10 protein-coding genes are annotated in these 21,965 nt (G+C 66.6%); 4 read left to right on the top strand and 6 right to left on the bottom strand.

Going from position 1 to position 21,965, the window contains the following annotated elements; all coding sequences use genetic code 11:
- Positions 1-1,260: an MFS transporter gene (locus ASE91_RS09425; protein WP_056625431.1), complete on the bottom strand. Its 1,260-nt coding sequence runs from the start codon at positions 1,258-1,260 to the stop codon at positions 1-3.
- Positions 1,261-1,325: 65 nt separating this feature from the next.
- Between ASE91_RS09425 and ASE91_RS09420 the strand changes: the two genes are divergently transcribed.
- The 3 genes from ASE91_RS09420 to ASE91_RS09410 all read left to right on the top strand — a co-directional run bounded on the left by ASE91_RS09420 (position 1,326) and on the right by ASE91_RS09410 (position 5,989).
- Positions 1,326-2,468, top strand: coding sequence for an ROK family transcriptional regulator (locus ASE91_RS09420; protein WP_082453954.1), 1,143 nt, complete (start codon positions 1,326-1,328; stop codon positions 2,466-2,468).
- A 75-nt stretch (positions 2,469-2,543) separates the two neighbouring features.
- Entirely contained in the window at positions 2,544-5,057 is a 2,514-nt protein-coding gene (locus ASE91_RS09415; protein ID WP_056625427.1) for a TonB-dependent receptor, read from the top strand.
- Positions 5,051-5,989 carry a glycerophosphodiester phosphodiesterase family protein gene (locus ASE91_RS09410; protein WP_056625425.1) on the top strand — a complete coding sequence of 313 codons (939 nt, stop codon included), beginning with the start codon at positions 5,051-5,053 and terminating at the stop codon, positions 5,987-5,989. The genes ASE91_RS09415 and ASE91_RS09410 overlap by 7 nt, the downstream gene beginning before the upstream one ends.
- A gap of 46 nt (positions 5,990-6,035) precedes the next feature.
- Here the strand turns inward: ASE91_RS09410 and ASE91_RS09405 are convergent, their stop codons facing one another.
- Positions 6,036-9,683: a lamin tail domain-containing protein gene (locus tag ASE91_RS09405; protein ID WP_056625422.1), complete on the bottom strand. Its 3,648-nt coding sequence runs from the start codon at positions 9,681-9,683 to the stop codon at positions 6,036-6,038.
- 292 nt (positions 9,684-9,975) lie between these two features.
- On the opposite strand from ASE91_RS09405, the gene ASE91_RS09400 reads away from it, so the two are divergent.
- Entirely contained in the window at positions 9,976-12,381 is a 2,406-nt protein-coding gene (locus ASE91_RS09400) for a TonB-dependent receptor domain-containing protein (RefSeq protein WP_056625419.1), read from the top strand.
- Between the two features lie 148 nt (positions 12,382-12,529).
- Here the strand turns inward: ASE91_RS09400 and ASE91_RS09395 are convergent, their stop codons facing one another.
- The 4 genes from ASE91_RS09395 to ASE91_RS09380 form a co-directional block, all read right to left on the bottom strand.
- On the bottom strand, positions 12,530-15,910 hold the full coding sequence (locus tag ASE91_RS09395; protein WP_056625416.1) for a glycoside hydrolase family 2: 3,381 nt from the start codon (positions 15,908-15,910) through the stop codon (positions 12,530-12,532).
- A complete protein-coding gene (locus tag ASE91_RS09390) occupies positions 15,907-17,208 on the bottom strand; it encodes a sugar porter family MFS transporter (protein WP_056625412.1) in 1,302 nt (433 codons plus the stop codon). Before ASE91_RS09390 ends, ASE91_RS09395 begins: the two co-directional genes overlap by 4 nt.
- Positions 17,205-18,707 carry a tryptophan halogenase family protein gene (locus tag ASE91_RS09385; protein ID WP_056625410.1) on the bottom strand — a complete coding sequence of 501 codons (1,503 nt, stop codon included), beginning with the start codon at positions 18,705-18,707 and terminating at the stop codon, positions 17,205-17,207. The genes ASE91_RS09390 and ASE91_RS09385 overlap by 4 nt, the downstream gene beginning before the upstream one ends.
- 109 nt (positions 18,708-18,816) lie before the next feature.
- Positions 18,817-21,930, bottom strand: a complete 3,114-nt coding sequence (locus ASE91_RS09380) for a TonB-dependent receptor (RefSeq protein ID WP_056625405.1) — start codon at positions 21,928-21,930, stop codon at positions 18,817-18,819.
- Between the last annotated feature and the right edge of the window lie 35 nt (positions 21,931-21,965).

The following is a 21,965-nucleotide window of genomic DNA, read 5'->3' as shown; positions in this document are numbered from 1 at the left end:
TCAAGTTGCGGCGGTAGACGCGCGCGGGCGTAACAGCAGCAATGTCAGGACACATCCGGCCACCGGAAACAGCAGCGCTCCGAAGGTAAAGGTCGACCAGCTGTCCGACGATTGCGGGGGTGCCATGGCGACCAGCGCGCCGGACGCCAGGTTCCCGAGCGCGGCGGCGGATTTCAGGGTGGTCAGGAACAGGCCGACCGGGGTCGCCTCGTTCGCTGCCGACCGTTGCGCGACCAGCGCGAGCATTGCCCAGATGGCCAGATTCATCGCGGCAAGCGCGCTGCCGAGCAACAGGAGCATTGCGGTGCCGATCGGCCCACGCGACCCGATCGCCAGCCCTGCCATCGCAACGATGGTCGTGCCATGCCCGATCCGCGAGATCGCGATCGGCGACACGCGGCGGGACAGCGCCATCCAGCCCGGCAGCGACAGCGCCTGACCCAGCGTGATCGTCGCCAGCGCGGGTCCGGCCCAGCCCGCATCGTGATGCACAGCCTGCCCGAAAAAGGGCAGCGTCCGCAGGAACAGCGGCACGATCCCCGCCTGGATCGCCGCGACCAGCAGCGTTCGGCGGAACGCTTCGTGCCGCCACAATCCGCGCAACCGGTCGCGCGGCGACAGTGGCTGGCGCTGCCCGGTTCGTCCCCCCAGATGCCGGGTCGCGATCACGGCGATGCCGAGCGTCGCCGCGTACAACAGCCCGCCCATCAGCGCGCTGGTGGCGAACGCATCCTGCCGCGCCGCCGCGTCGGACGGGGCGAGGCTCCAGGTCGACGCCAGCGCCACCAGCCCGGCACCGCATGCACTGAAGATCAGTCGATAGCCCGATACCGAGGATGCATCGCCCGGTGTCCGGGCGACGCGCACCAGCAGCGTGTTATGGCCGACATCGCATAGTGAATAGCCGACCCGGCACAGAAAGATCGCCGCCGCGATCGCCCCCGGCCGGTCGAGCGTGAACAACAGGTAGAAACCGGTCGCGCACATCGGCGCGCCGATCACGATCAGCCGCCCCAGCCGGTCGCCGCTGCCATGGGCATCGGCCCATAACGCGATACCGAGGTCGAACAGCCCGTCCCACAACATCGCCGCCGCGAGCAATCCGCCTGCCAGCATCGGCGGCAATCCGGCGATCGACACCAGATAGAACAGCATGAAATTTTCGAAACTGGTCCAGACGACGCTCTTGCCCAGATTGCCGATGCTGTAGCCGATCCGGGTGGGCAGTGACGTCGGGACGGGATCGGCAGGGGAGGGCATGGTGGCTGCGCATAGGCGGCGGCGATTTCATTTATTTGACACGTCGCAACTATATCATCCGCATCATGTCGCGTCCGCACCGCCCGCCCATCCCGCTCAGCGAACCGCAACGCCGGGTCCTGATCCAGTTGCGGATCGAGGGGACCGCCCCGCGGACGCGACTGGCGCAGGTGCTGGGGATGAACGGCGCGACGGTGACCCGGCTGACCCAATCGCTGCTGGCGCTCGGCTTGATCGAGGAACGCGAATCCCCCGAAGCGGTGGCGCGGGGGCGGCCGTTGGTGCCGCTGACCGTGTCGGGACGCGGCGGCTGGGCGATCGGCGCGACGCCGCATCCCGGTTGGCTGGAACTGGTGCTGGTCGATTTTCGCGGCTGGCCGCTGGTACACGATACGACGCCGTTCGACAGTCCCGACCCCCGCGTGTTCGCCCGCGCCGTCGAGGCGCGGTTGCAGGCGCTGGCGGCGGCGCACGGTTTCATGCGCGGCCAGTTTCTGGGCATGGGGGTCGCCGTTCCGGGCTATGCCCTGTCGGGCGACCGCAATCGTCGCGCCGTCGTCGACCGCGTCGCGGGATGGGACGACGTGCCGCTGGCCGAGATCATCGGCGACGTGCTGGGCATGCCGGTGTGGATCGAGAACGACGCCAGCGTCGCCGGGCTGGCCGAATATTATCAGGACGGTATCATCGGTCGCTATCGATCGGTCCTGACCCTGTTCCTGGGGCATGGCGTCGGCGGCGGATTGATCGCCGAGCGCGACCTGTTCCTCGGCGAACATGGCAATGCCGGCGAGGTCGGGCGGCTGTTTCCCGGTCATGGCGACCGGCCATCGGGCATCGACCTGCTGCGGACCCTGCGCGCCGAGGGGGTCGAGGTCGATTCGCTGGCCGACATCGACGGATTGATGGCGACGCATCGTGCGATCATCGACCGCTGGACCGACCGGGTGATCGAGCAGCTGGACCTGGCCGTGCTGAGCGGCATCGTCTGGCTCGATCCCGGCGCGATCATCGTGTCGGGCGCATTGCCGCTGCCGCTGCTGCGCCGCATCGCCGACGGGCTGGACGCGATCGGCCGCCGTCGCGGCGACAAGTATCGGGCGACCTTGCCGCCCGTGCTCGCGTCCACCATCGGCAGCAAGGCGGTGGTCATCGGCGCGGCGATGATTCCGATCCACTCGATCACGTCCCACCAGGCTGTGATTTAATTGCGTGTAAGCAAATAAAACTGTCACGCAGTGCCGCCAAGGGCTCCTCAACGAAACCACAGGGGGCTTCCATCCATGCACACCAAATTCCTGGGCGGCGTCGCGTACGTCGCGCTGCTTGCCATCGCCAGTCCGGCCATCGCGCAAACCACGCAGACCCCGCGCGATACGACGCCGACCGCCGAAACCGTGGAGTCCACGGACGCGCCGGCATCGGACATCATCGTCACCGGATCGGCGCGGCAGCAGCGCCGCTTCGACGTATCCTATGCGGTCAATTCGCTGAGCCAGACCGATATCCAGAAGATCGCGCCCAAAAGCACGACCGACCTGATCGGGACGTTGCCGGGCATCCATGCCGAGGCGACCGGCGGCGAGGTGCAGAACATCACCCGCGTGCGCGGCATTCCGACCGATCGCGGTTTCCTCTATTATCAGCAGGACGGGTTGCCGCTGTTCCAGGAACTGGACGGCTTCTTCTTCAATCAGGGCGACGGCATGAACCGGCTCGACCTGATGACCGACCGGATCGAGGTCGTTCGCGGCGGTCCGGCACCGATCTATGCCAGCACCGCCGCCGCGATCGCCAACGTCATCACCGTGACCGGCAGCGCGACGACGCGCGGCAAGGCGCAGCTGACGCTGGGCGATACCGGGTTGTACCGGCTCGATGCCTATCAGGCGGGACGGATTTCGAAGGACACCTATTACGCCATCGGAGGCTTCCTGCGCCATCATGACGGCTATCGCGACTCCGGCTTCCCGTCCGATCGCGGCGGGCAGATCCGCGCGAATATCCGCCATGATCTGGCCAATGGGTTCGTCAAGCTGTCGGGACAGTACACCAACGACCACAACCTGTTCTATCTGTCGATCCCGACCGCCGATCCGCGTGATCCGTCGGTCACCCTCGACCGCTATATCGACTATTTCACCGGCACGCTGAACAGCCCGTCGCTGCGACAGGTGAACATCAAATATCGCGACGGCGCCGGCGTGTTGCAGAACCAGCGCGGCGATCTGGCCAATGGGCGGCATCTGCAATTCGGGAACGTCGCGCTGAATTACGAAGGCGATTTCGGCGACTGGCACGTGTCGGCCAAGGGTGGCGTCACGCAGGGCAAGTTGCATTTCGACGCCTTCTATTCGACGTCGAACCCGGTCGATGCGACGACGTTCGCCAATAATTTCCGCGCAGCGGCGACCACCGCTTTCGGTGCGAACGTCAGCCGCCTCGGCTACAGCGTCGCCGGTACGGGCGGGCAGACCGCCTATAACCCCGCCGCCGATTCCGGGCTGGTGATGCAGGCGCAATATCGTTCGGTCGAAACGGATTTCCATTCGACGCAGGGCGACCTGTCGGTCACGCGCAAGCTGGAAACCGCGATCGGCGCACACGATCTGCGCGCCGGGGTCTATACCTCTTTCTGGGGTCAGAAGACGTTCAACGCGTACCAGAATCTGCTGGTCGAGGTGAAGTCGCGGCCGCGCACGCTGGACCTTGCTGCCTATAGCGCGACGGGGGCGGTGCTGGGCTATGTCACCGACAATGGTGCGCTGGCCAATGCCGCGACGCTGGGCGGCGGTGCGACCGACGGACAGCTGGTCGCGCTGTACGGCACCGACACGTGGGACGTGACCGATCGGCTGCGGATCGATGCCGGCCTGCGTCACGAATGGTATAGCTATGACGGGTTCGGCCGGCTGACGTCGAGTTATAATCTGGGCGACGCCACCACGCTGGCCGACAATGCCACGCGCGGGTTCACCGGCGCGATCGGTACGTTGCGGCTGAAGCAGCAGGCGACCAACTGGACAGTCGGGGCCAATTACGACGCGACCGGCAATATCGGCGCGTATATCCGCGCATCGCAGCTGGAGGTGCCGCCCAACACCACCATCGCGCTGAACTATCCGGTGGCGGCGATCGTCGCGACCAAGGCCAAGCTGTACGAGGCGGGCGTGAAGTTCGCCGCCGGTCGCTCCTATCTCTACGTCACCGGCTTCTACACCCGGTTCGATCCACTGAACGCCAGCTTCGCGGCGTTCAACCCGGCGACAGGCCGCGCGGATCAGGTGACGAACTTCATCGGTACTGCCGAGACCAAGGGGCTGGAGGCCGATGGGCAGCTGCGCCTGACCGGACCCTTCTCGCTCGCCGGGTCGGTGACGTTTCAGGACCCGCGCTACCTGAACTTCAGCAGCAATACCGGCGCCGATGGCAGCAGGGCGAGCGGCAAGCAGATCATCCGCGAACCGAAGTTGTTCCTGAACGTACGGCCGACCGTCGACCTCGACATCGGCGGCGCGGCGGTCAGCGTCTATGGACGCTATGACTATGTCGGCCGACGCTATACCGACTTCTTCAACAGCACCGCACTGCCCGCTTATGGCGCGTTCGGATTGGGCGGGACGGTCAGCAGCGGCGACTGGCAGGTGCAGGTCGTAGGCGACAACATCACCAACGCGCATGGCTTTACCGAAGGCAATACCGCGGGCGACCGGTTCGGGCAGGGCGTACCGACCGCGATCTTCGGCCGGCCGCTGTTCGGACGCAACTTCCGCCTGATCGTGAGCCGCAAATGGTGATCCGTCCGCTGCTCGCCACCGTCCTCGCCTGTGTCGTCGCTTCGGCGGCACAGGCGGGGCCGGTCGATACGATGCGTCGGATCGTCGATCCCAAAGGTGGCATCATCGCCATCGCCCATCGCGGCTGTCATGCCGCCGCTCCGACGCGCGGGATGGACGGGACCCTTCCCGAAAATTCGCGCGCCGGGCTGCTACGCTGTGCGGCGATGGGGGTGGAGGTGATGGAAACCGACGTGCGCCGCACCCGCGACGGCTATCTGGTCATGGTCCATGACGACAGCGTCGACCGGACCACCGATGGCACGGGGAAGGTCGCCGACCTGACCCTCGCGCAGATCCGCGCGCTGCGCCTGCGCGACGACGAAGGCGGGGCGGGAACGGCGCTCACCGACGAACGGGTGCCGACCCTCGACGAACTGCTGGCGTTGGCCAAGGGGCGGATCGTCCTGAACCTCGACGTGAAGGACGCGATCTATGGCGAGGTTGTCGACGCGGTCGTGCGTGCGGGTGCGGCCGACCGGGTGATCGTCAAGACCTTTGCCGGGATCGGTTCGCCGCCACTGGCCGCCATGCCGCCCTATGACCGGGTGCCGTTCGCGCCGATCCCGATCACCGGCGATCCGGCCGCCGCCGACGTGCCGGCGATCATCCGGCAGCAGGTGGGGGCGCGGCGCCGTCCGATCGCGGTCGAACTGCCGCGGATGCCGCTCGCGACCTTGCCGGCCAGCGTCGCCGCTGCCCGGCAAGCGGGCATGGCCGTCTGGGTCAACACCCTGTTCGAAGGGTTCGTGACCGGGCTGGGCGGCGATGCGGTCGCGGCGCGCGATCCCGAAGCGGTCTGGGGACGACTGGCGGATAGCGGCGTCCGCCTGATCCAGACCGATGCGGTCGACGCGCTGCTGGTCTGGCGGCAGTCGCGCGCCCGACGGTAAGGAACCGGGGGATCGGCGGCGCGTGCTTCCGATCCCCGGCGATGCGTCAGGCGGTCAGGTCGAGGGTGCCGACCCCGGCGGCGGACCCGACCAGGCTATAGACATACTGGTCGATGCCGGTCGCTTCGTCGCGCCAGATGCCGTCGAACTCGAGCGCGAGGACGCGCTTGCCGTTGTCGCCGATGATGTTGACCTGGCCGCCGCCGGTCAGGTCGAGCACCTTGTTGCGGCCGAAGGTGACGATGCCGTTGTCGTCGCTATCGAACAGCGCGACGTCGGTGACCAGCACGTCCTGCGCCAAGAAGTCGAGGATGCGGTCGAGCGTCTGTGCCCGGGCCCGCGTCAGACTGTTGTCGCCGATCGCGAAGAAGAACGCATCGGCCCCCGCGCCGCCGCGCATCGTGTCCGATCCGGCCCCGCCGATCAGACGGTCGTTGCCGGCCATGCCCGACAGCGTGTCGTTGCCCCCGCCGCCCATCATCCGGTCGGCAAGGACGGTGCCGTTCAGCACGTCGTTACCGGCCCCGCCGACGATCTGCGATGGCGCGATGTAACCCGGCGATCCGGTTTCGCTGTTTCCGGTGCTGCCGGGAACGGTGAACGCGCCGTCGATGCCGGCGGTGGCGATCGTCGTCAGTCGTGCGTTGTTCAGTCCCGCCGCATTGTCGAACGTCGCCAGCGCGGGCACACCGGTCGACGCGCCGAAGGTGACGTTGGCCGCGACCCGCCCGGCGGCGTCGAACAGGACGACCGCATCGCCCCCTCCGCTCAATCCGATACCCGATCCGGTATAGCTGCCAAAGGTCAGCCCGGCCGGTGCCTGTCCGCCGAACCACGTATCGACGAAGGTCTTTACCGTCGCGGCAAGGTCGGTGGTCTGGAGGAAGATCACCGACTGGCCGGCGGCGATGCCGGTCACGCCGCCCAGTGCGACCGACGCGGCGAAGCTGTGCGAATCATCGTCGACGCGCCACCCGGCGATATCGACCGCGGCATCCGAAAAGTTCGTAAGTTCGAACCAGTCGGCGCGTACCGGGCTGTCGCCGCTGGCCCATGGGGCGACTTCGGTGATGCGGATCGCCGGGCCGGTGCCTTCGTTGGCGATGTCGCGGACGTTCAGCACATACTCGGTGCTGGCGTCGGGCGTCGCACCGACGGTCGGATCGTCGACGGTGACGGTGACCGCGTAGCTGGTCTTGGCTTCGTAATCGAGACTGGTGCCAGCCTTCAGGTACAGGCCATTGGCGTCGACTTCAAAAAAGGCCGCGTCGCTGCCGGTCAGCCCCAGCGCATTGGCGCCGCGTCCATCGTCGGTGATGGCGATGTCGGCGACCTTGATCCGGGTCAGCGTGCCGGTGTTTTCGTCGATCCCGCCCAGCGCGTTGGCGAGCGCGATGGCGGTCGGTGCTGCATTGCTGTCGTCGATCACCGTGCGGATCGATCCGGGCGATCCGGTTTCGGTGCCGTTGACGGTCGTCACCTGATAGGCGCCGTTGGTGCCGATGGTGCTGGTCTGCGCGATCGGACCGGTCAGGCCGGCGGCGTTGTCGAACGTCGCGAGCGACGGACGGCCGGTCGACTGGCCGAAGCTGACGCTGGCGCGCAGCATATTGCCGGCGTCGTAGAGATTGACCTGATCGCCGCCGGTGCTCAGCCCGATGCCCGATCCGGTATAGGTCCCGATCCGGACGCCGCCGGGCAGCGTGCCGCCGAACCACGTGGTGACGAACGCCTGAACCTCGATCGCGCCGCCATTGACGAAGACGACCGATTCCCCGGCAGCGACCTGATCGATCCCGGTCAGGGCGACGGCGGCGATCGGCGATTGCGAATTGTCGTCGACCTTCCACCCGGTCAGGTCGATGGCGAGGCCGGTCGAATTGGTGACTTCGAACCAGTCGGCCCCGACCGGGCTGTCGCCGCTGGCCCATGGCGCGACTTCCGATACGAACAGCTTGCCGACCGTGCCGGGCGACCCGATCGCGGCGGTGGTCCCGCTGCCGACCGCGACCGCGCCATTCCGTCCGGCTTCGCTGAGCGTGGTTACGTCGCCATTGTTGATCGCGGCGGCGTTGTTGAAGGTCGCGAACGGGCTGGCGGCGGGCGATGCGCCGAAGCTGACGCTGGCGCGCACTTCGCCGCTCGTGTCGTAGAGATTGACCTGATCGCCGTTGCTGCTCAGGCCCACGCCCGACCCGGTATAGGCACCGAATTGCAGTCCTGCCGGGGCCTTGCCCCCGAACCATGCATCGACGAACGCCGCCTGCGTCGCGGCCAGATCGGCGGTTTCGAAGAAGATGACCGACTCGCCCGCCTCGATCCGGGCGATGCCGGTCAGTGCGCGGGCGTTGCTGAATTGCGCCGAATTATCGTCGACCTTCCACCCGGTCAGGTCGATCGCGACGTCGCCGTTGTTGGTGACTTCGAACCAGTCGGCGGCGACCGGGCTGTTGCTGCTCGACCATGGCGCGATTTCGGAGATGAACAGCGTCGGCTTGACGACTTCGTTGGCGATGTCGGTGACGTTCAGCACATAATCGACGCTGGCATCGACCGCGCCGCCGACATTGGGATCATCGACGGTGACGGTGACCGCGTAGCTGGTTTTGGTTTCGTAATCGAGTTTCGTGCCGGCCTTCAGATATAGGCCGGTCGAATCGACTTCGAAGAAGGCGGCGTCGGTCCCGGTGACGGCGAGCTGGTTCACGCCGATGCCGTCGTCGGTGACCAGCACGTCGGCGACCTTCACCCGGCGGGCGGTGCCGCTGTTTTCCTCGATCGCGGACAGGGCGTTGCCGAGCGTGATCGCGCTCGGCGCGGCATCGGGGAAGTCGGCCGGGGCATAGACCCAGAGTTGCGGATGATCGGCATCGCCGCCGCCATTTTCGTTGACGACGTAGAGGAAGCCGTTGCGATCGACGGTGATCCCCTCATGCTGCTGGTCGGCGACGCCCAGCGGATTGCCCGCATCGGTCTGGATGACCAGTTCGCTCAGGATGTTGCCGGCGCGATCGACCTTCACGATCTTGCCCTCTTCCTGGCTGATGATGAGGAGGTTGTCCGCTTCGGCGGTGCCGGCCAGCGATGGGATGTTCGACAGCGCGAACACATCGGCGACGTCGGACAGGCCGAGCAGCGCCGGATCGAACAGGTTCGTCGAATTTTCGGTCGTGGCCGACCCGTTGCTGGCGGTGTTGTTGGCGAAGTCGAGCGTCGTCTGGAACACGCCGATCGGTCCGGCTTCCTTGACGAAGATGAAGCCCTTGGTCAGCGGGTCGTAGCTCAGACCCTCCAGACCGATATTGTTGACGAAGGTGCCGAGGTTGACGACCTGCGCATCGGCGCGCGTCTTGGTCGCGCCCGCTTCATAGGTGATGAGCACGGCGTTGCGATCGCGTTCCTCGGTGAACACGAACTGGCCGTTGCCGATATAGGTGATGCCTTCGGGATCGTAGAAGGCAGTGCCCTGCGGACTGTTGCCGGCACCCAGCGTCATCGTGCTGACCAGCTTGCCCGACTTGCTCACCTCGGTGATCGAACGCCCGCCGTCGCCGATGATGAACAGCGTGTCGGTGTCCCAGTTATAGGCGACGCCCGAGGCTTCCTGTCCCAGCACGTTGCCGGCGGGGGCGGTGGTGCGGGTGGGTTCGGGCAGGGCATAGCGTCCGATCCGGACATATTTGGACAGATCCATACCCGATATTCCCCGCATGTGATGGTGCGACCCCGGCCGCCTTCGTGCATCAGGTTGCCCGTTGCGCATGGCAGATGGATTACGGGTTCGTTGCGGCTGCGTGACAGATGGTTAATAATCGCTTGCACCGGTCGAGTTCTCGCAAGTCGGCGGGTTTGGAGCCCGATCGTACCCTGCCGCCATTGGCGGCACATTGTCATCGATCGGTCGCCGAACCGTCGCACGTACTTCACGATACCGCCGCAAGCGCCCCCCGACAGGACGGCAGTTCAGAACGTCGCAGGGGGTTATCATGACGGTACGCATCTGGTTGGTTGGCGCAGCGCCGCTCGCACTCATGACTGGCGCGGCGTACGGCCAGGAACGCGTGGTCGTAGCACCCGTCGCCGCCCCGGAGGTTGACGAAGCGGCGCCGGCGGAAGGCGAGGAAATCGTCGTGCTCGGCTTTGGCCAGACGCGGCAGGTGCAGACGATTTCGGCGATCGACATGGAACGGCTGACGCCGGGGACGTCGCCGCTGAAGGCGGCCGCCAAGCTGCCGGGCGTCAATTTCCAGTCGGCCGACGCGTTCGGTGCCTATGAATGGTCGACGCGCATCTCGCTGCGCGGGTTCAATCAGAACCAGCTGGGGTTCACGCTGGACGGCGTGCCGCTGGGCGACATGAGCTATGGCAACGTCAACGGCCTGCACATCAGCCGGGCGATCCTGTCCGAAAACATCGCGACGACCACGGTCGCACAGGGGGCGGGTGCGCTGGGCACCGCATCGACCAGCAATCTGGGTGGTACGCTGGAATTCGTCAGCCGCAAGCCGTCCGACACCGCCGATATCGTCGCGTCGGGGACCTATGGCAGCAACGATACGATCCGCGCCTTTTCCCGGATCGACACCGGCGACCTCGGCGGCGGGCTGATGGGCTATCTGTCCTATGGCTATCTGACCAGCGACAAGTGGAAGGGCGTCGGCGTCCAGCGGCAGCATCAGGCCAATGCCAAGCTGGTGAAGGAGATCGACACCCGCGGCAGCATCACGGCGTTCGTCAACTTCTCCGACCGGCGCGAAAACGACTATCAGGATCTGAGCTACGACATCATCGCCCGGCGCGGCCTGCGCGCCGACAATATCTCGAACGACTATCCGCTCGCGCTGCAGATCGGCCGGGTGTACCAGAATCAGGCGGCGCGCAGTGCCTATTCGGCCGCCAACAACGGATCGACGACGGGCTTCATCGCGCCATGGACCGGGGCCGGCTTCGCCTTTCCGGCCGGGTTCGGCACCGTCGACGACGCCTATTACGACGCCGCCGGGCTGCGGCGCGACTGGCTGGGCGGGTTGACCTTCGATGCGCGGCTGACGCCCGAACTGTCGCTGGTGTCGACCAGCTATTATCATCACAACAAGGGGCAGGGATCGTGGATCACGCCCTATTCGCCGACCCCGGCGGGGGCTGCGGGGCCGGATGGGTCGGTATTGCCGGCATCGTTGACCTCGACCGCCGGCCTTGCCTCGCCGCTCGGTTTCCGCACCACCGAATATGGCATCGATCGCGCCGGCAATCAGACCCGCATGGCGCTGACCACCGGTGCGAACCGGATCGAAGTCGGACTGTGGTATGAAACGAATACGTTCGAACAGGCGCGCCGCTTCTACGGCATGAACGACGCCGCCACGCCGAACCGCACGGCGCGCCAGTTCCAGAGCAACCCGTACCGCACGCAATGGGACGGCAAATACGATACCAAAACGCTGCAATATCACGTCGCCGATACGCTCGATCTCGGCGCATTGACGCTCAACGGCGGCTGGAAGGGGTTGCGCGTGCGCAATTCGGCGAACCTGCGCACCGGGTCGCTGGTCGTCGGCGACATCCAGGCGCGGGATTGGTTCCTGCCGCAGGTCTCGGCCCTGTTCCGCGTGGGCGGCGGGGCGGAACTGTTCGCGAGCTACACCGAAAACCTGCGGGCGTTCGTGTCGTCGGCGACGACCGGTCCGTTCGCGACGACCCAGAACGGGTTCAACGCGATCCGTTCGACCCTGAAGCCCGAAACGTCGAAGACGGTCGAGGGCGGGGCGCGTCTGCGTTCGGGCGGGTTGCAGCTGTCGGCGGTCGGCTACTATGTCGATTTTTCGAACCGGCTGCTGACGTTTGCGAACGGGGCGGGGATCATCGGCAACCCGCCGACGCTGAACAATGCCGGCAGCGTCGAAAGCTATGGCGCCGAGCTTGCCGCGACCTATCGCATCGCGCCGCCGCTGACGCTGTTCGCCAGCTATTCCTATAACAAGGCGACGTATCAGAACGATGTCCGCAACGCGGCGGGTACGGTGGTACAGTCGATCGCGGGCCGGACCGTGGTCGACACGCCCGAACATATGGCCAAGGGCGAGATCGCCTATGACGACGACCGCTTCTTCGCGCGGGTCGGCGGCGATTACATGTCGAAGCGCTACTTCACCTATCTGAACGACCAGTCGGTCGGCGCGCGGGTGTTGCTTGATGCCAGCATCGGGTGCCGGCTGACCGGGCTGGGCGGCGTGTTGGAAGGCGTTGCGATCGAAGGAAGCGTCACCAACCTGACCGATCGCGCCTATATCTCGACGGTCGGCACCAACGGCTACACCGCCTCGGGAGACAACCAGACGCTGCTGGCCGGTGCGCCGCGCCAGTGGTTCGTGACGCTGCGCCGGGGTTTCTGATCCCTTGCCATCGGCCGTCGCTCGGCGAGCGGCGGCCGATGGCGGATCGTCGCGAACCGCACCGGCGGGCAGGGGTCGCCCCCGACAGCGATGCCGCCGCGGTGGTCGGCATCAGACTGCGAGGGCCAGTAACCCGGAAATTATCGTTTCACTGCGGCACCTTCGTTTCCGCGACGTTCCATCCGCGCAGGGTCACGACCGGCTGCGCGGCCAGTGTTGCAGGATAGCGGATGGTGATGGTGCGGGTTTCTTTGGGGAGAAGGGAAACGTAGTTGTCGTCGTAGAAGGCGGGCAAGATACGCTGCCCGTTGCGGTCGAGCAGCGTCAATTTGGCGTTCAGCGCGGCGACCGGCCCGTCGTTCGACAGCTTCACCGCGACCATCCGGTCGCCGCCATCGACCACCGGTACCGCCATCCGTGCCGTCAGCGTCGCCGGGGCGAGCGCGTTCAGCGCCTGATAGGAAGCGGTATCGCGCCCGCGCCAATAGAAATTGTCCGAAACGGCCTTGCCGGCCGCATCGGACAGGGTCAGCCGCACCAGCACCACCGGATGCGCCGCATAGAGCGTGTCGAGCGGTACGGCGGCCAGCGGCGTCGCGCGATTGGCCAGCGCATCGACCCGTTCGGACCGCGCGAACAGTTCGGCATTGTCCAGCCCGACGACCCGCACGCTGGCGGTCAGTCCCTTCGCATCAGCCTGGGTCGTGTTGAGTACGACCAGTTCGTTACCCGGCAGGTTCAGCTGGACGTGCAGCGGTTCGACGGCTTTCTTCGCGCCGTAATAGGCGGCGTGGGTGTCATAATCCCACGAATAGATCTGCCACGCGTTCGACGGCCATGCCGGATGCGTCATCCACAGCAACCGGCCGCTATTCTTTGTCCACAGGTGGCCGAGGAACCCTTCGTACATCGCCTTGTGCGTTTCGAGGTTCATCATCTGCGCCTTGCGTTCGAAGTCGGCAAAATCCTTGCCGGGGCCGAACATGGTGGCCAGCGTCTGCATGAACGTCTTGGTGTCGCCATTCCCGCCGAAATGCCAGTCGTGATAGGCGAGCACGTCGCCCAGCGGCCAGCGATCGGCGGCAGGGACATAGGACGCGACCGATTCCGCCGTCGACAGCGACGGGGTGCCGGTCTCCACCGAGAAACCGGTGGCGAGGTCGGTGAAATAGCCGACCGGCGCACGGTAGTTATACGGGCCCGACCCCTGCAGGTTCACGACGTTCGACGACCCGGTGAACCAGCGGGTGCCGTCGAGCCGGAACACGGCATCGTCCAGCCCCTCGTTCAGCGTCGGAGTGGGGACGCCTTCGTTGCGGCCGAACCACAGGATGATGCTGGGATGGTTGCGATAGCGGGCGATCGTGTCGCGGGCATTGGCGAGGAACAGCGCGGCATCGTCCGGCTCGATCTGGAAATTCTGGGTCGATTGCCAGAAATCGTTCAGGACCATCATGCCGTTCTCGTCGGCCAGATCGTAGAACTCGTCCTCGGTATTGTTGCCCATCCAGTTGCGGATGACGTTCATGTGCGCCTCGCTCTGGAGGCGGAAGAACGGGCTGAGCCAGTCGTAGCTGACGCGCTTCATCGCGTCGTCCATGCCCCAGTTGCCGCCGCGCGCGGCGATCCGCACCCCGTTCACGCGGATGGTCAGATGCGGTTCGGGCAGCGTGTCGGCGATCGTCGTCACCGCCTTCGACACCTCACCCGCCGGGGTCAGCGATTCCGCCCAGCCGGTCGGCGTCTGCTTGATCGCGGCGTGGCGGACGTCGATCAGCTTCTGCCCGGCAAGGCCGCCATCGGTGGTCTGGACATTGACCCGGCGCAGCGCGCCCGCCGCATCGAACAGCGACAGGTCGTAGCTGACCTCGCGGATGCCGAAGCGCTGCGCCTTGCTGTCCGACACGCCGTTCGCGTCGCTGACCTGATAGGTCGCGTGGTAGAGATGCGGTTCGCCATAGCCGTTGGGCCACCACAATTTGGGGTTGGCGACGGTGAGCGCGGGGAAGTCGGCGGGGGTGAAGCGCACCTCGCTGCGTCCGGTCGGTGCGGTCACGGTCCGTTCGACCGATACCCCCTCGAACGCGACCTTGACCGTGACCTGTCCGGCGGGGCCGCTATTGTCGATCGGTACGGTCACATGCACGTCGGCGCGGTCGGTGCGCGGCAGCGGCAGGTCGGTGACGACCTGCGGGTCGAGGATGCGGACCGCGCCATGGGCAACCAGCTCGACCGGCCGCCACAGCCCGGTATTGCGATCGCGGACGCCGGGAATCCAGTCCCATCCCTCGGTCGCGACGAAGGTCGGGCCGTCGATCGCCAGCTGCCCGCCATTTTCGCCGACGCCGGCGCTGACCGATTGTTCGTGCGGAATGCCGGGGTGCGGTGGCGGCGAGACCTTTACCGCGAGGACGTTCTCACCCGCCTGAGGCACGAAATCGAACTGGCCGCGAATGAACGCGCCGCGCGTGGCGCCGAGCTTCACGCCATTGGCCCAGATGTCGGCGGCATAGTTGATGCCGCCGAACACGATCGTCAGCTTCTTGCCGGCAGCCTCGGCCGGTACGGTGAAGCGGGTGCGGTACCAATAGTCCTGCCGTGCCAGTTTTTCGGGGATTTTGAGGTTGTTGAGGCCGTAATAGGGGTCGGGATAGACGCCGCGATCGACCAGCGTCTGGAGTACGGTGCCCGGCACCGTCGCCGCGCGCCACGCGCCCCTGGGATTGCCCGGCCGCGACAGCGCCGCGCCGTCGCCGGTGACATCGGGGGCGGCGGCGAGTTGCCAGCCATTGATCTGCCACCGCCCCGGTGCCGTCACCTGCATGGCGGGCGCGCTCGGCACCGGTTTGGCGACGGCCACGCTGTACGCATCGCCCTTCGACTGCGGCAGGGTCCATGCGTCCTGCTGCTGGGTCTGGCCGATATTGGCCGTCTTCTGGAACGGCCATGTGACGCCGACCTCCCATAGCTGGACATTGGCGAAGTCGGGGCGCGGCATCGCGGCGATGGCGGCGGGCGACAGCGCACGGTCAGCCAGCGTAACGCCGACCAGCGTACCGCCGAAATGCGGACGGCCGGGCACCGCGCGTGCGACGTGGAGCACGCCGTCGGTCGCGGCGGACCGGGCCGCGCCGGTCGCGACCCGGCGACCGTCGACATAAAGGGTCGCGCGCGTGCCATCGGATACGGCCGCGACTTGCGTCCAGCGGCCGGGCGCGATCGCCGGGCCGGTCAGCGTCGTCCCCCCGTCGTTCAGCGTCAGCCGCCCGTCGGTCAGCGCCACGACCCGCGCATCGCCCAGCGCGACCAGCGGCACCACGCCAACCTGTCGCGCGTCGGAGTTGACCCACAACGTCACGCTGTACGGTGCACCGGCCTGTGTCACCGGTCCGGTGACCAGGCGTTCGATCCCGATCCCGCCGGTCAGGAAGCTGGCATTATACGGCCCCCCGTTGACCGGAACCTGTGCGCCCGCGACCCCCGCCATGGCGACGCCGCCCAGCAGCGCGGCGATCATGCCCAGTTTCATGCGGAAGTCCTTTTCGTCAGGTCGGCGCTGATCGCTTCGAGATCGCGGCCACGGGTTTCGGGGAAGAAGCGCCAGACCAGCAGCGCCTGTACCAGCATCGCGGCGGCAAAGCCCCAGAAGGGCAGCGCCCGGTCCCAATGCGCCACCAGCGGAAAGGCGAACGACAGCACGGCATTGGCGACCCAGTGGGTCGCGCTGCCGATCGCCTGTCCGCGCGCGCGCACGTCGGTCGGGAAGATTTCGCTGAGATAGACCCAGATCACCGCGCCCTGCGACATGGCGAAGGCGGCGATGAACAGGATCAGCAGCGGCAGCAGCAGGGCGGGCGATGCCTGTCCCATATAGACCAGTGCGACGCCGCCCAGCGCGACGGCGGTGACGATGCCGCCACCGATCAGCAACGGCTTGCGCCCGACCCGGTCGATCACGCCCATGCCGATGACGGTCGCGATCAGGTTGGCGGCACCGATGGCGATCGCCTGCATATCGCCGGATACGCCGGTAAAGCCCGCGGCGGCAAAGATGTCGTTGAGATAATAGAGGATCGCGTTGATGCCCGACAACTGGTTGAACAGCCCGATGGCGACGGCGAGCAGGATCGGCATCCGGTGCACGCGCCAGTCGAGCCGCCCGGTGCCGCCGCTTGTCGCAGGCGGAATCGCGTCGAGGCCGAGCCGTGCCGCCGCGCGGGCCGCTTCGTCGCCGCGTCCGCGGGCGGTCAGCCAGCGCGGGCTTTGCGGCAATCCGGTCAGCAGGATCAGGAACAGCGCGGCCGGGACCGCCGCCACGCCCAGCTTCCACCGCCACGCCAGATCGGGGGCGACCGCCTGGGCCACCAGATAATTGCTGAGATAGGCGATCAGGATGCCGGCCACGATGTTGAACTGGAACAGCCCGACCAGCAGCCCGCGCCGCTTCGCCGAACTGATCTCGGCAATGTAGACGGGGACCAGCACCGACGATGCGCCGATGGCGAGGCCGCCGAGCACGCGGAACGCGATGAAGCCGGTCAGCGTCGTGGCGATGGCGCAGCCGACCGCCGACACGACATAGAGCAGCCCGACGACGCGCAGGACGGCAAGGCTGCCCCAGCGGTCGCCCGGCGCGCCGCTGAACAACGCACCGACCAGCGTGCCCCACAAGGCGGCGGAGACGGCGAGGCCGAGGCCCGCTTCGGACAGCGCATAGTTGCTGCGCAACGCGTCGGTCACGCCCGAAATGACGGCGGTGTCGAACCCGAACAACAGGCCACCGAGACTCATCGCGACCACGGCGCGGGTGTGGGTCGCGCCGCTCATGCGCCCGTCACCCGCGCGAGGAAGCGGCCATGCGGTTCGGCATGGGCCAGCGTCTTGCCGATCGCGTCGCGCATCCGGGCGAAACTGTCGGCCAGCGCGTCCTCACCGATCGCGTCGGCCAGCGGCGAATGGCGGGCGGGCAGGTCGCCGAACCCGGCATACAGGCTCAACCAGCTCGGGTCCTGGAACGTATCCCACTCGTTTCGCACGAATTCTCCTCCCGAACGCCAGGCGTCCAGCTTGATCTGCAAGGGTTCTGGCGGTTCGACCGCGCGGATGGCCTGCCAGAACGGCTCGCTACGGCCATTGGCAAGGTAATGAAGGAACAGGAAGTCGCGCAGCCGTTCGAATTCCAGCACCGATTGCCGGTTATAGGTGGCGGCAAGGCGCGGGTCGCAGTCTCGATCGGGGAACAGCGCCATGAGGCGTTCGAGCCCCGACTGGATCAGCGAGATGCTGGTCGATTCGAGCGGTTCGAGGAATCCCGAGGCGAGGCCGAGGCCGACGACGTTGCCGCTCCAGAACCGCGCCCGGTGACCGGTCGTGAAGCGCAGCCGGTTGGGATCGGCCAGCGGTGCCCCTTCGAGCGTGGCGAGCAGCGTGTCCTCGGCATCGCCGTCCGACTGGAACGCGCTGCAATAGACCGATCCGTTGCCGATGCGGTGGCGAAGCGGAATGCGCCATTGCCAGCCTGCCTTGCGGGCGGTGGCGACGGTATAGGGGGTCGGATCGCCCGGCGCCGCCGTGCAGGGAATGGCGACGGCGCGGTCGCAGGGCAGCCAGTGTCGCCAGTCGACATAGGGCACGCCCAGCGCGTCGCCCAGCAACAGGCTGCGAAATCCCGATGCGTCGATCCACAGGTCGCCCTCGATCGTGCGGCCGTCGTCGAGCGTGACCCCGGTGACGTGGCCGCGCGCCGGATCGGTCGCGACCGCCCCGATCCGCCCGTCGACATGCGCGACCCGGTTGGCGAGCGCGAGGCGACGCAGCATCGCGGCAAAGGCGGCGGCATCGAAATGCAGCGCGAAGTTGAACACGCCGAGGTCGTTGGCGGGCTGGTCGGCGGGCGGCAGGAACAGCCCGTTGCGGGCCAGTTGCGTCGCGAGGCAATAGTCCGCCAGCGGCCCGGCGCGCCCGGCGGCGTTCAGTTTCAGCCAATATTGATGGAAGGCGACGCCCTGCGCGCCGACGCCGTACAGGCCGAACGGGTGGAAGAACCGGTGGCCCTCACCGCCCCACCCGTCGAAGCGAATGCCGTATTTGATCGTGCCGCCGGTTTCGCGCAGCACGTTGGGTTCGCCCAGTTCGATCGCCGACAGGAAGTCGCGGATCGCGGGTACCGTCGCCTCGCCCACGCCGACCGTGCCGATCGCGGCGCTGTCGACGACGGTGATCGACAGGTTCAGATGGGTCAGCCGCCGCGCCAGATAGGTCGCGGCCATCCATCCGGCGGTGCCCCCGCCGACGATGACGATCGATCGAACCGGCTCGTTCGGCATCCGTCCCCCTCGTCCCCGTTCCGCAATGCCATGCTATCGCCCAACGCCGCGGACGTCACCCCGGCATGGCCGGGGCAGGCGGGGAGGGGCCAGACCCTCCCCGACGCGTTCAGAACTTGGCGCGGACGCCGGCGATGAAGCGACGCTCGTAGATATTCTCGTTGAACACCTGATCCTGCCACGTGAGGTAATAGCGTTCGGTCTCGCCGGTCAGGTTCGATGCCTGGCCATAGATGCTGAAGTGCGGGGTCAGGTCATAGGCGATCGACGCGTCGAGATAGCTGGTCGGTTCCTGATACTGGGCCAGCCCCCGGATGCCGCCATAGTTGGACGAGGCGAGCCGCTTCGACCGGAAGTTGTAGGCGACGCGCGCCTGCAACCCGTATTTCTCGAACCACAGGGCAGCGTTGACCTGATGCTTGCTGTTGTCCTGGAACGGCATCTTGTTGCCGGCCAGATCGACCTGCCCGGCATCGCCCAGCGACAGCGTATAGTTGGCATCGACGCCGAACCCGCCGAACAGTCCCCCCACGCCGTAATCGGCGAGCGACTGGCGCGCCGATGCCTCGATGCCCTTCAGCGTACCGCCTTCGCCCTGTGCCAACGTGTTGGTGATGACCGGGCGACGGATCACGCCGTCATTGTCGGGAATGTCGTTGCGGGTTTCGGTGGTGGTGGTGATGAAGCTGTCGACCGAGATGTAGAATGCGCCGAGCGCCAGCAGGCTGGAACGACCGGTATAATATTCGAGACTCGCCTCGGCATTGGTCGCGCGCCACGGGTTCAGGTTCGGATTGCCGCGTGAATCGGCGGTGCGCGCCTCGAACCGGGCCGGGTTCACCTGCGTATTGATCGCGTAGTTGACGTTCAGACCGCCGCCCCATTGCAGGAAGTCGAGCACCGTCATCGTCTTCGAGAAGGCGGCACGCGCGCGCAGCTTGTCGGTCACGTCGAACGCGACGTTGAACGCGGGCAGGAAGTCGGTGAACTCCCGTTCGGTCACGACGTCGCCGGCATCGACGCCCGATACGCCGTACGGCTGCGGCGCGCCGACGATGTTCTGTCGCACGTTCAGGCGGGTATTGACCACCTGCAGGCCGCCATTGGCGCGGAACGGCATGCCGAACAACTCGCCCTCACCCGACACCTGACCATAGCCCGAGATCTGGCGGACGTTGACCGTGAAGCTGTCGGCCGGATTGACCAGATTCTGGCTGCCCGGATAGAATTTGTTCTGCCACGCCTCGCTGTCGTCCATCGCGTGCGGGTCGAGCGCATAGAGCGCGGGCGTGCCGCCGGCGGGCAGGGCATATTGCTTGACGAGGCCGGCGAAGACCGGGTCGTTCGCCTGCCGGGTATAGCCCGCGGTATAGGCATTGCCCTGCGCATCGCGCACCGCGCACTTGTTGTCGTTCAGGTTGACGTCGAACGCCTTCCACTTGACCAGGCAACCGCCGGCCGGATTGGCGGCATTGTCGGTGTTGCCGGCATAGAAGGGCGAGACGCGGTCGAAGGTGAACTGGTCGACGCTGCGTTCGCCATAGCGGCCACCGAACGACAGCTTCACGCCGTTGTCGGCGGTATATTCGCCATCGGCGCGCACCGCCCACAGGTCGCCATTCTGATACTGGTTCCCCTCCGACGAGATCGTCTTCAGGCCGTAGCGCGATGGGTCCGATGCCTGCGCGAGGAAGGCGGGCGAGAAGCCGTACACCGGCGCGCCGCTCGAATAGTCGACGGTCGCGGTCTGGCTGTAGATCTGGTAGCCGGTCGGATTGAACTGACGGTCGCCACCGACCGATGCCGGATAGTTGCCGACGCCGTTATAGGCCCATTGCGTGCCGTTGGTCAGGCTGAACTGGGTATAGGCCTGATCGCGCTTGCGCGATGCCTTGCCATAGATACCGCGAACGGTGCCCTTGAACTGTTCGCTCGGCTGCCAGTCGAGCTGGACATTGTAATTCTGCGATTCGCTCTTGGTGCGGAACGTCTCCGAATAGCTGTCGAAGCTGGGCAGGCTGTAGGTATATTCCTGTACCGTATTGACGTTGTAGCCGTTGACCACCGCGCCGGTATCGCGCGACTTGGTCGGCAGGAACGGCGACGACAGCCAGTCGACATTCTGGAACTGGAAACCGGCGGTGCGGTCATATTGCGTCTGGCGGGTGTAGAAGCCATCGGCGGTCAGCTTCAGCGCATCGTTGATCTCGAACTGCAGCGACGCGTTGGCACCGAAGCGCTCGCGGTTGGTGATGCGGTTCCACGCGGTGTGCGACTGCGGCGTGATGAACGCATCGTTGACGTCGCCGTCGCCGTTGACGTCATAGCCCAGCAGGCTGCCGGCGGCATTGCGGATCGGCCGGCCCCGGCTGACGCCGTTGTTGCCGACCGCGAAATTGCCGGGGTTCGCGGGCGTGACCGAACCGTCGCGGTTCAGCACCGCATCGCTGCCGGCTTCGGTGTTGAGCGCGACGCCGTAATCCTGAATGCCGCGGAAGCTGTTGCCGAGCGTCAGGTCGCTGTACGCCGCCGACACCAGCACGCCGAACCGCTCGCCGTGATAGGCGACCAGGCCGTTGGCCGACGGGCTCCACTTCTCGGTCTTGTCGCCATATTGCCCCTCGGCGGCGGCCGACAGGGTCAGGCCACGCTTCAGGTCCATCGGCCGGCGGGTCAGCAGGTCGACGGTGCCCGACAGGCCCGCCTGTTGCAGCGACGCCGTCGGCGATTTGAACACGGTCGCGCCGGAGAACAGCTGCGACGGGATGTCGGTGAAGTTCGGTTGCACCGTCGTCACCGAATTGGCGCCGAGGAACTGTTCGCCGTTCATCAGCGTGGTGACCTGTGGCAGGCCGCGGATGTTGATCGCGCCGCCTTCGCCCGCCTCGCGCCGGATCTGGACGCCGGGGATGCGTTGCAGCGAATCGGAGATGGTGACGTCGGGCAGCTTGCCGATGTCCTGCGCGCTGATCGCCTCGACCACGCTGGCGGCGTTGCGCTTGATCTCGACCGAGCGGGCCTGCGATGCGCGGATGCCGGTGACGACGATCTCTTCGCCCGGACCTTCGACCTGTTGGGGAGCGGCCGCCCCGTCGGCGGGCACGGCGGAAGCATCCGGGGTATTGCCGGTCGCGGTCTGTGCCCAACCCGTCGATGGCAAGGCGAAAGTGGATACCGCCGCGAGCAACATCGGACGAACGATCGAGAGCGAAGTACGGCGCATAGAGCCTCCCCATGGATCGGACCGCTGTGGTGCGG

Origin of the sequence: Sphingomonas sp. Leaf62, from assembly GCF_001421915.1 — a bacterium.
Taxonomy (GTDB): Bacteria; Pseudomonadota; Alphaproteobacteria; order Sphingomonadales; family Sphingomonadaceae; genus Sphingomonas.
Note: the sequence above shows the minus strand (reverse complement) of the source record. Positions and strands in the feature narration are given on the sequence as shown.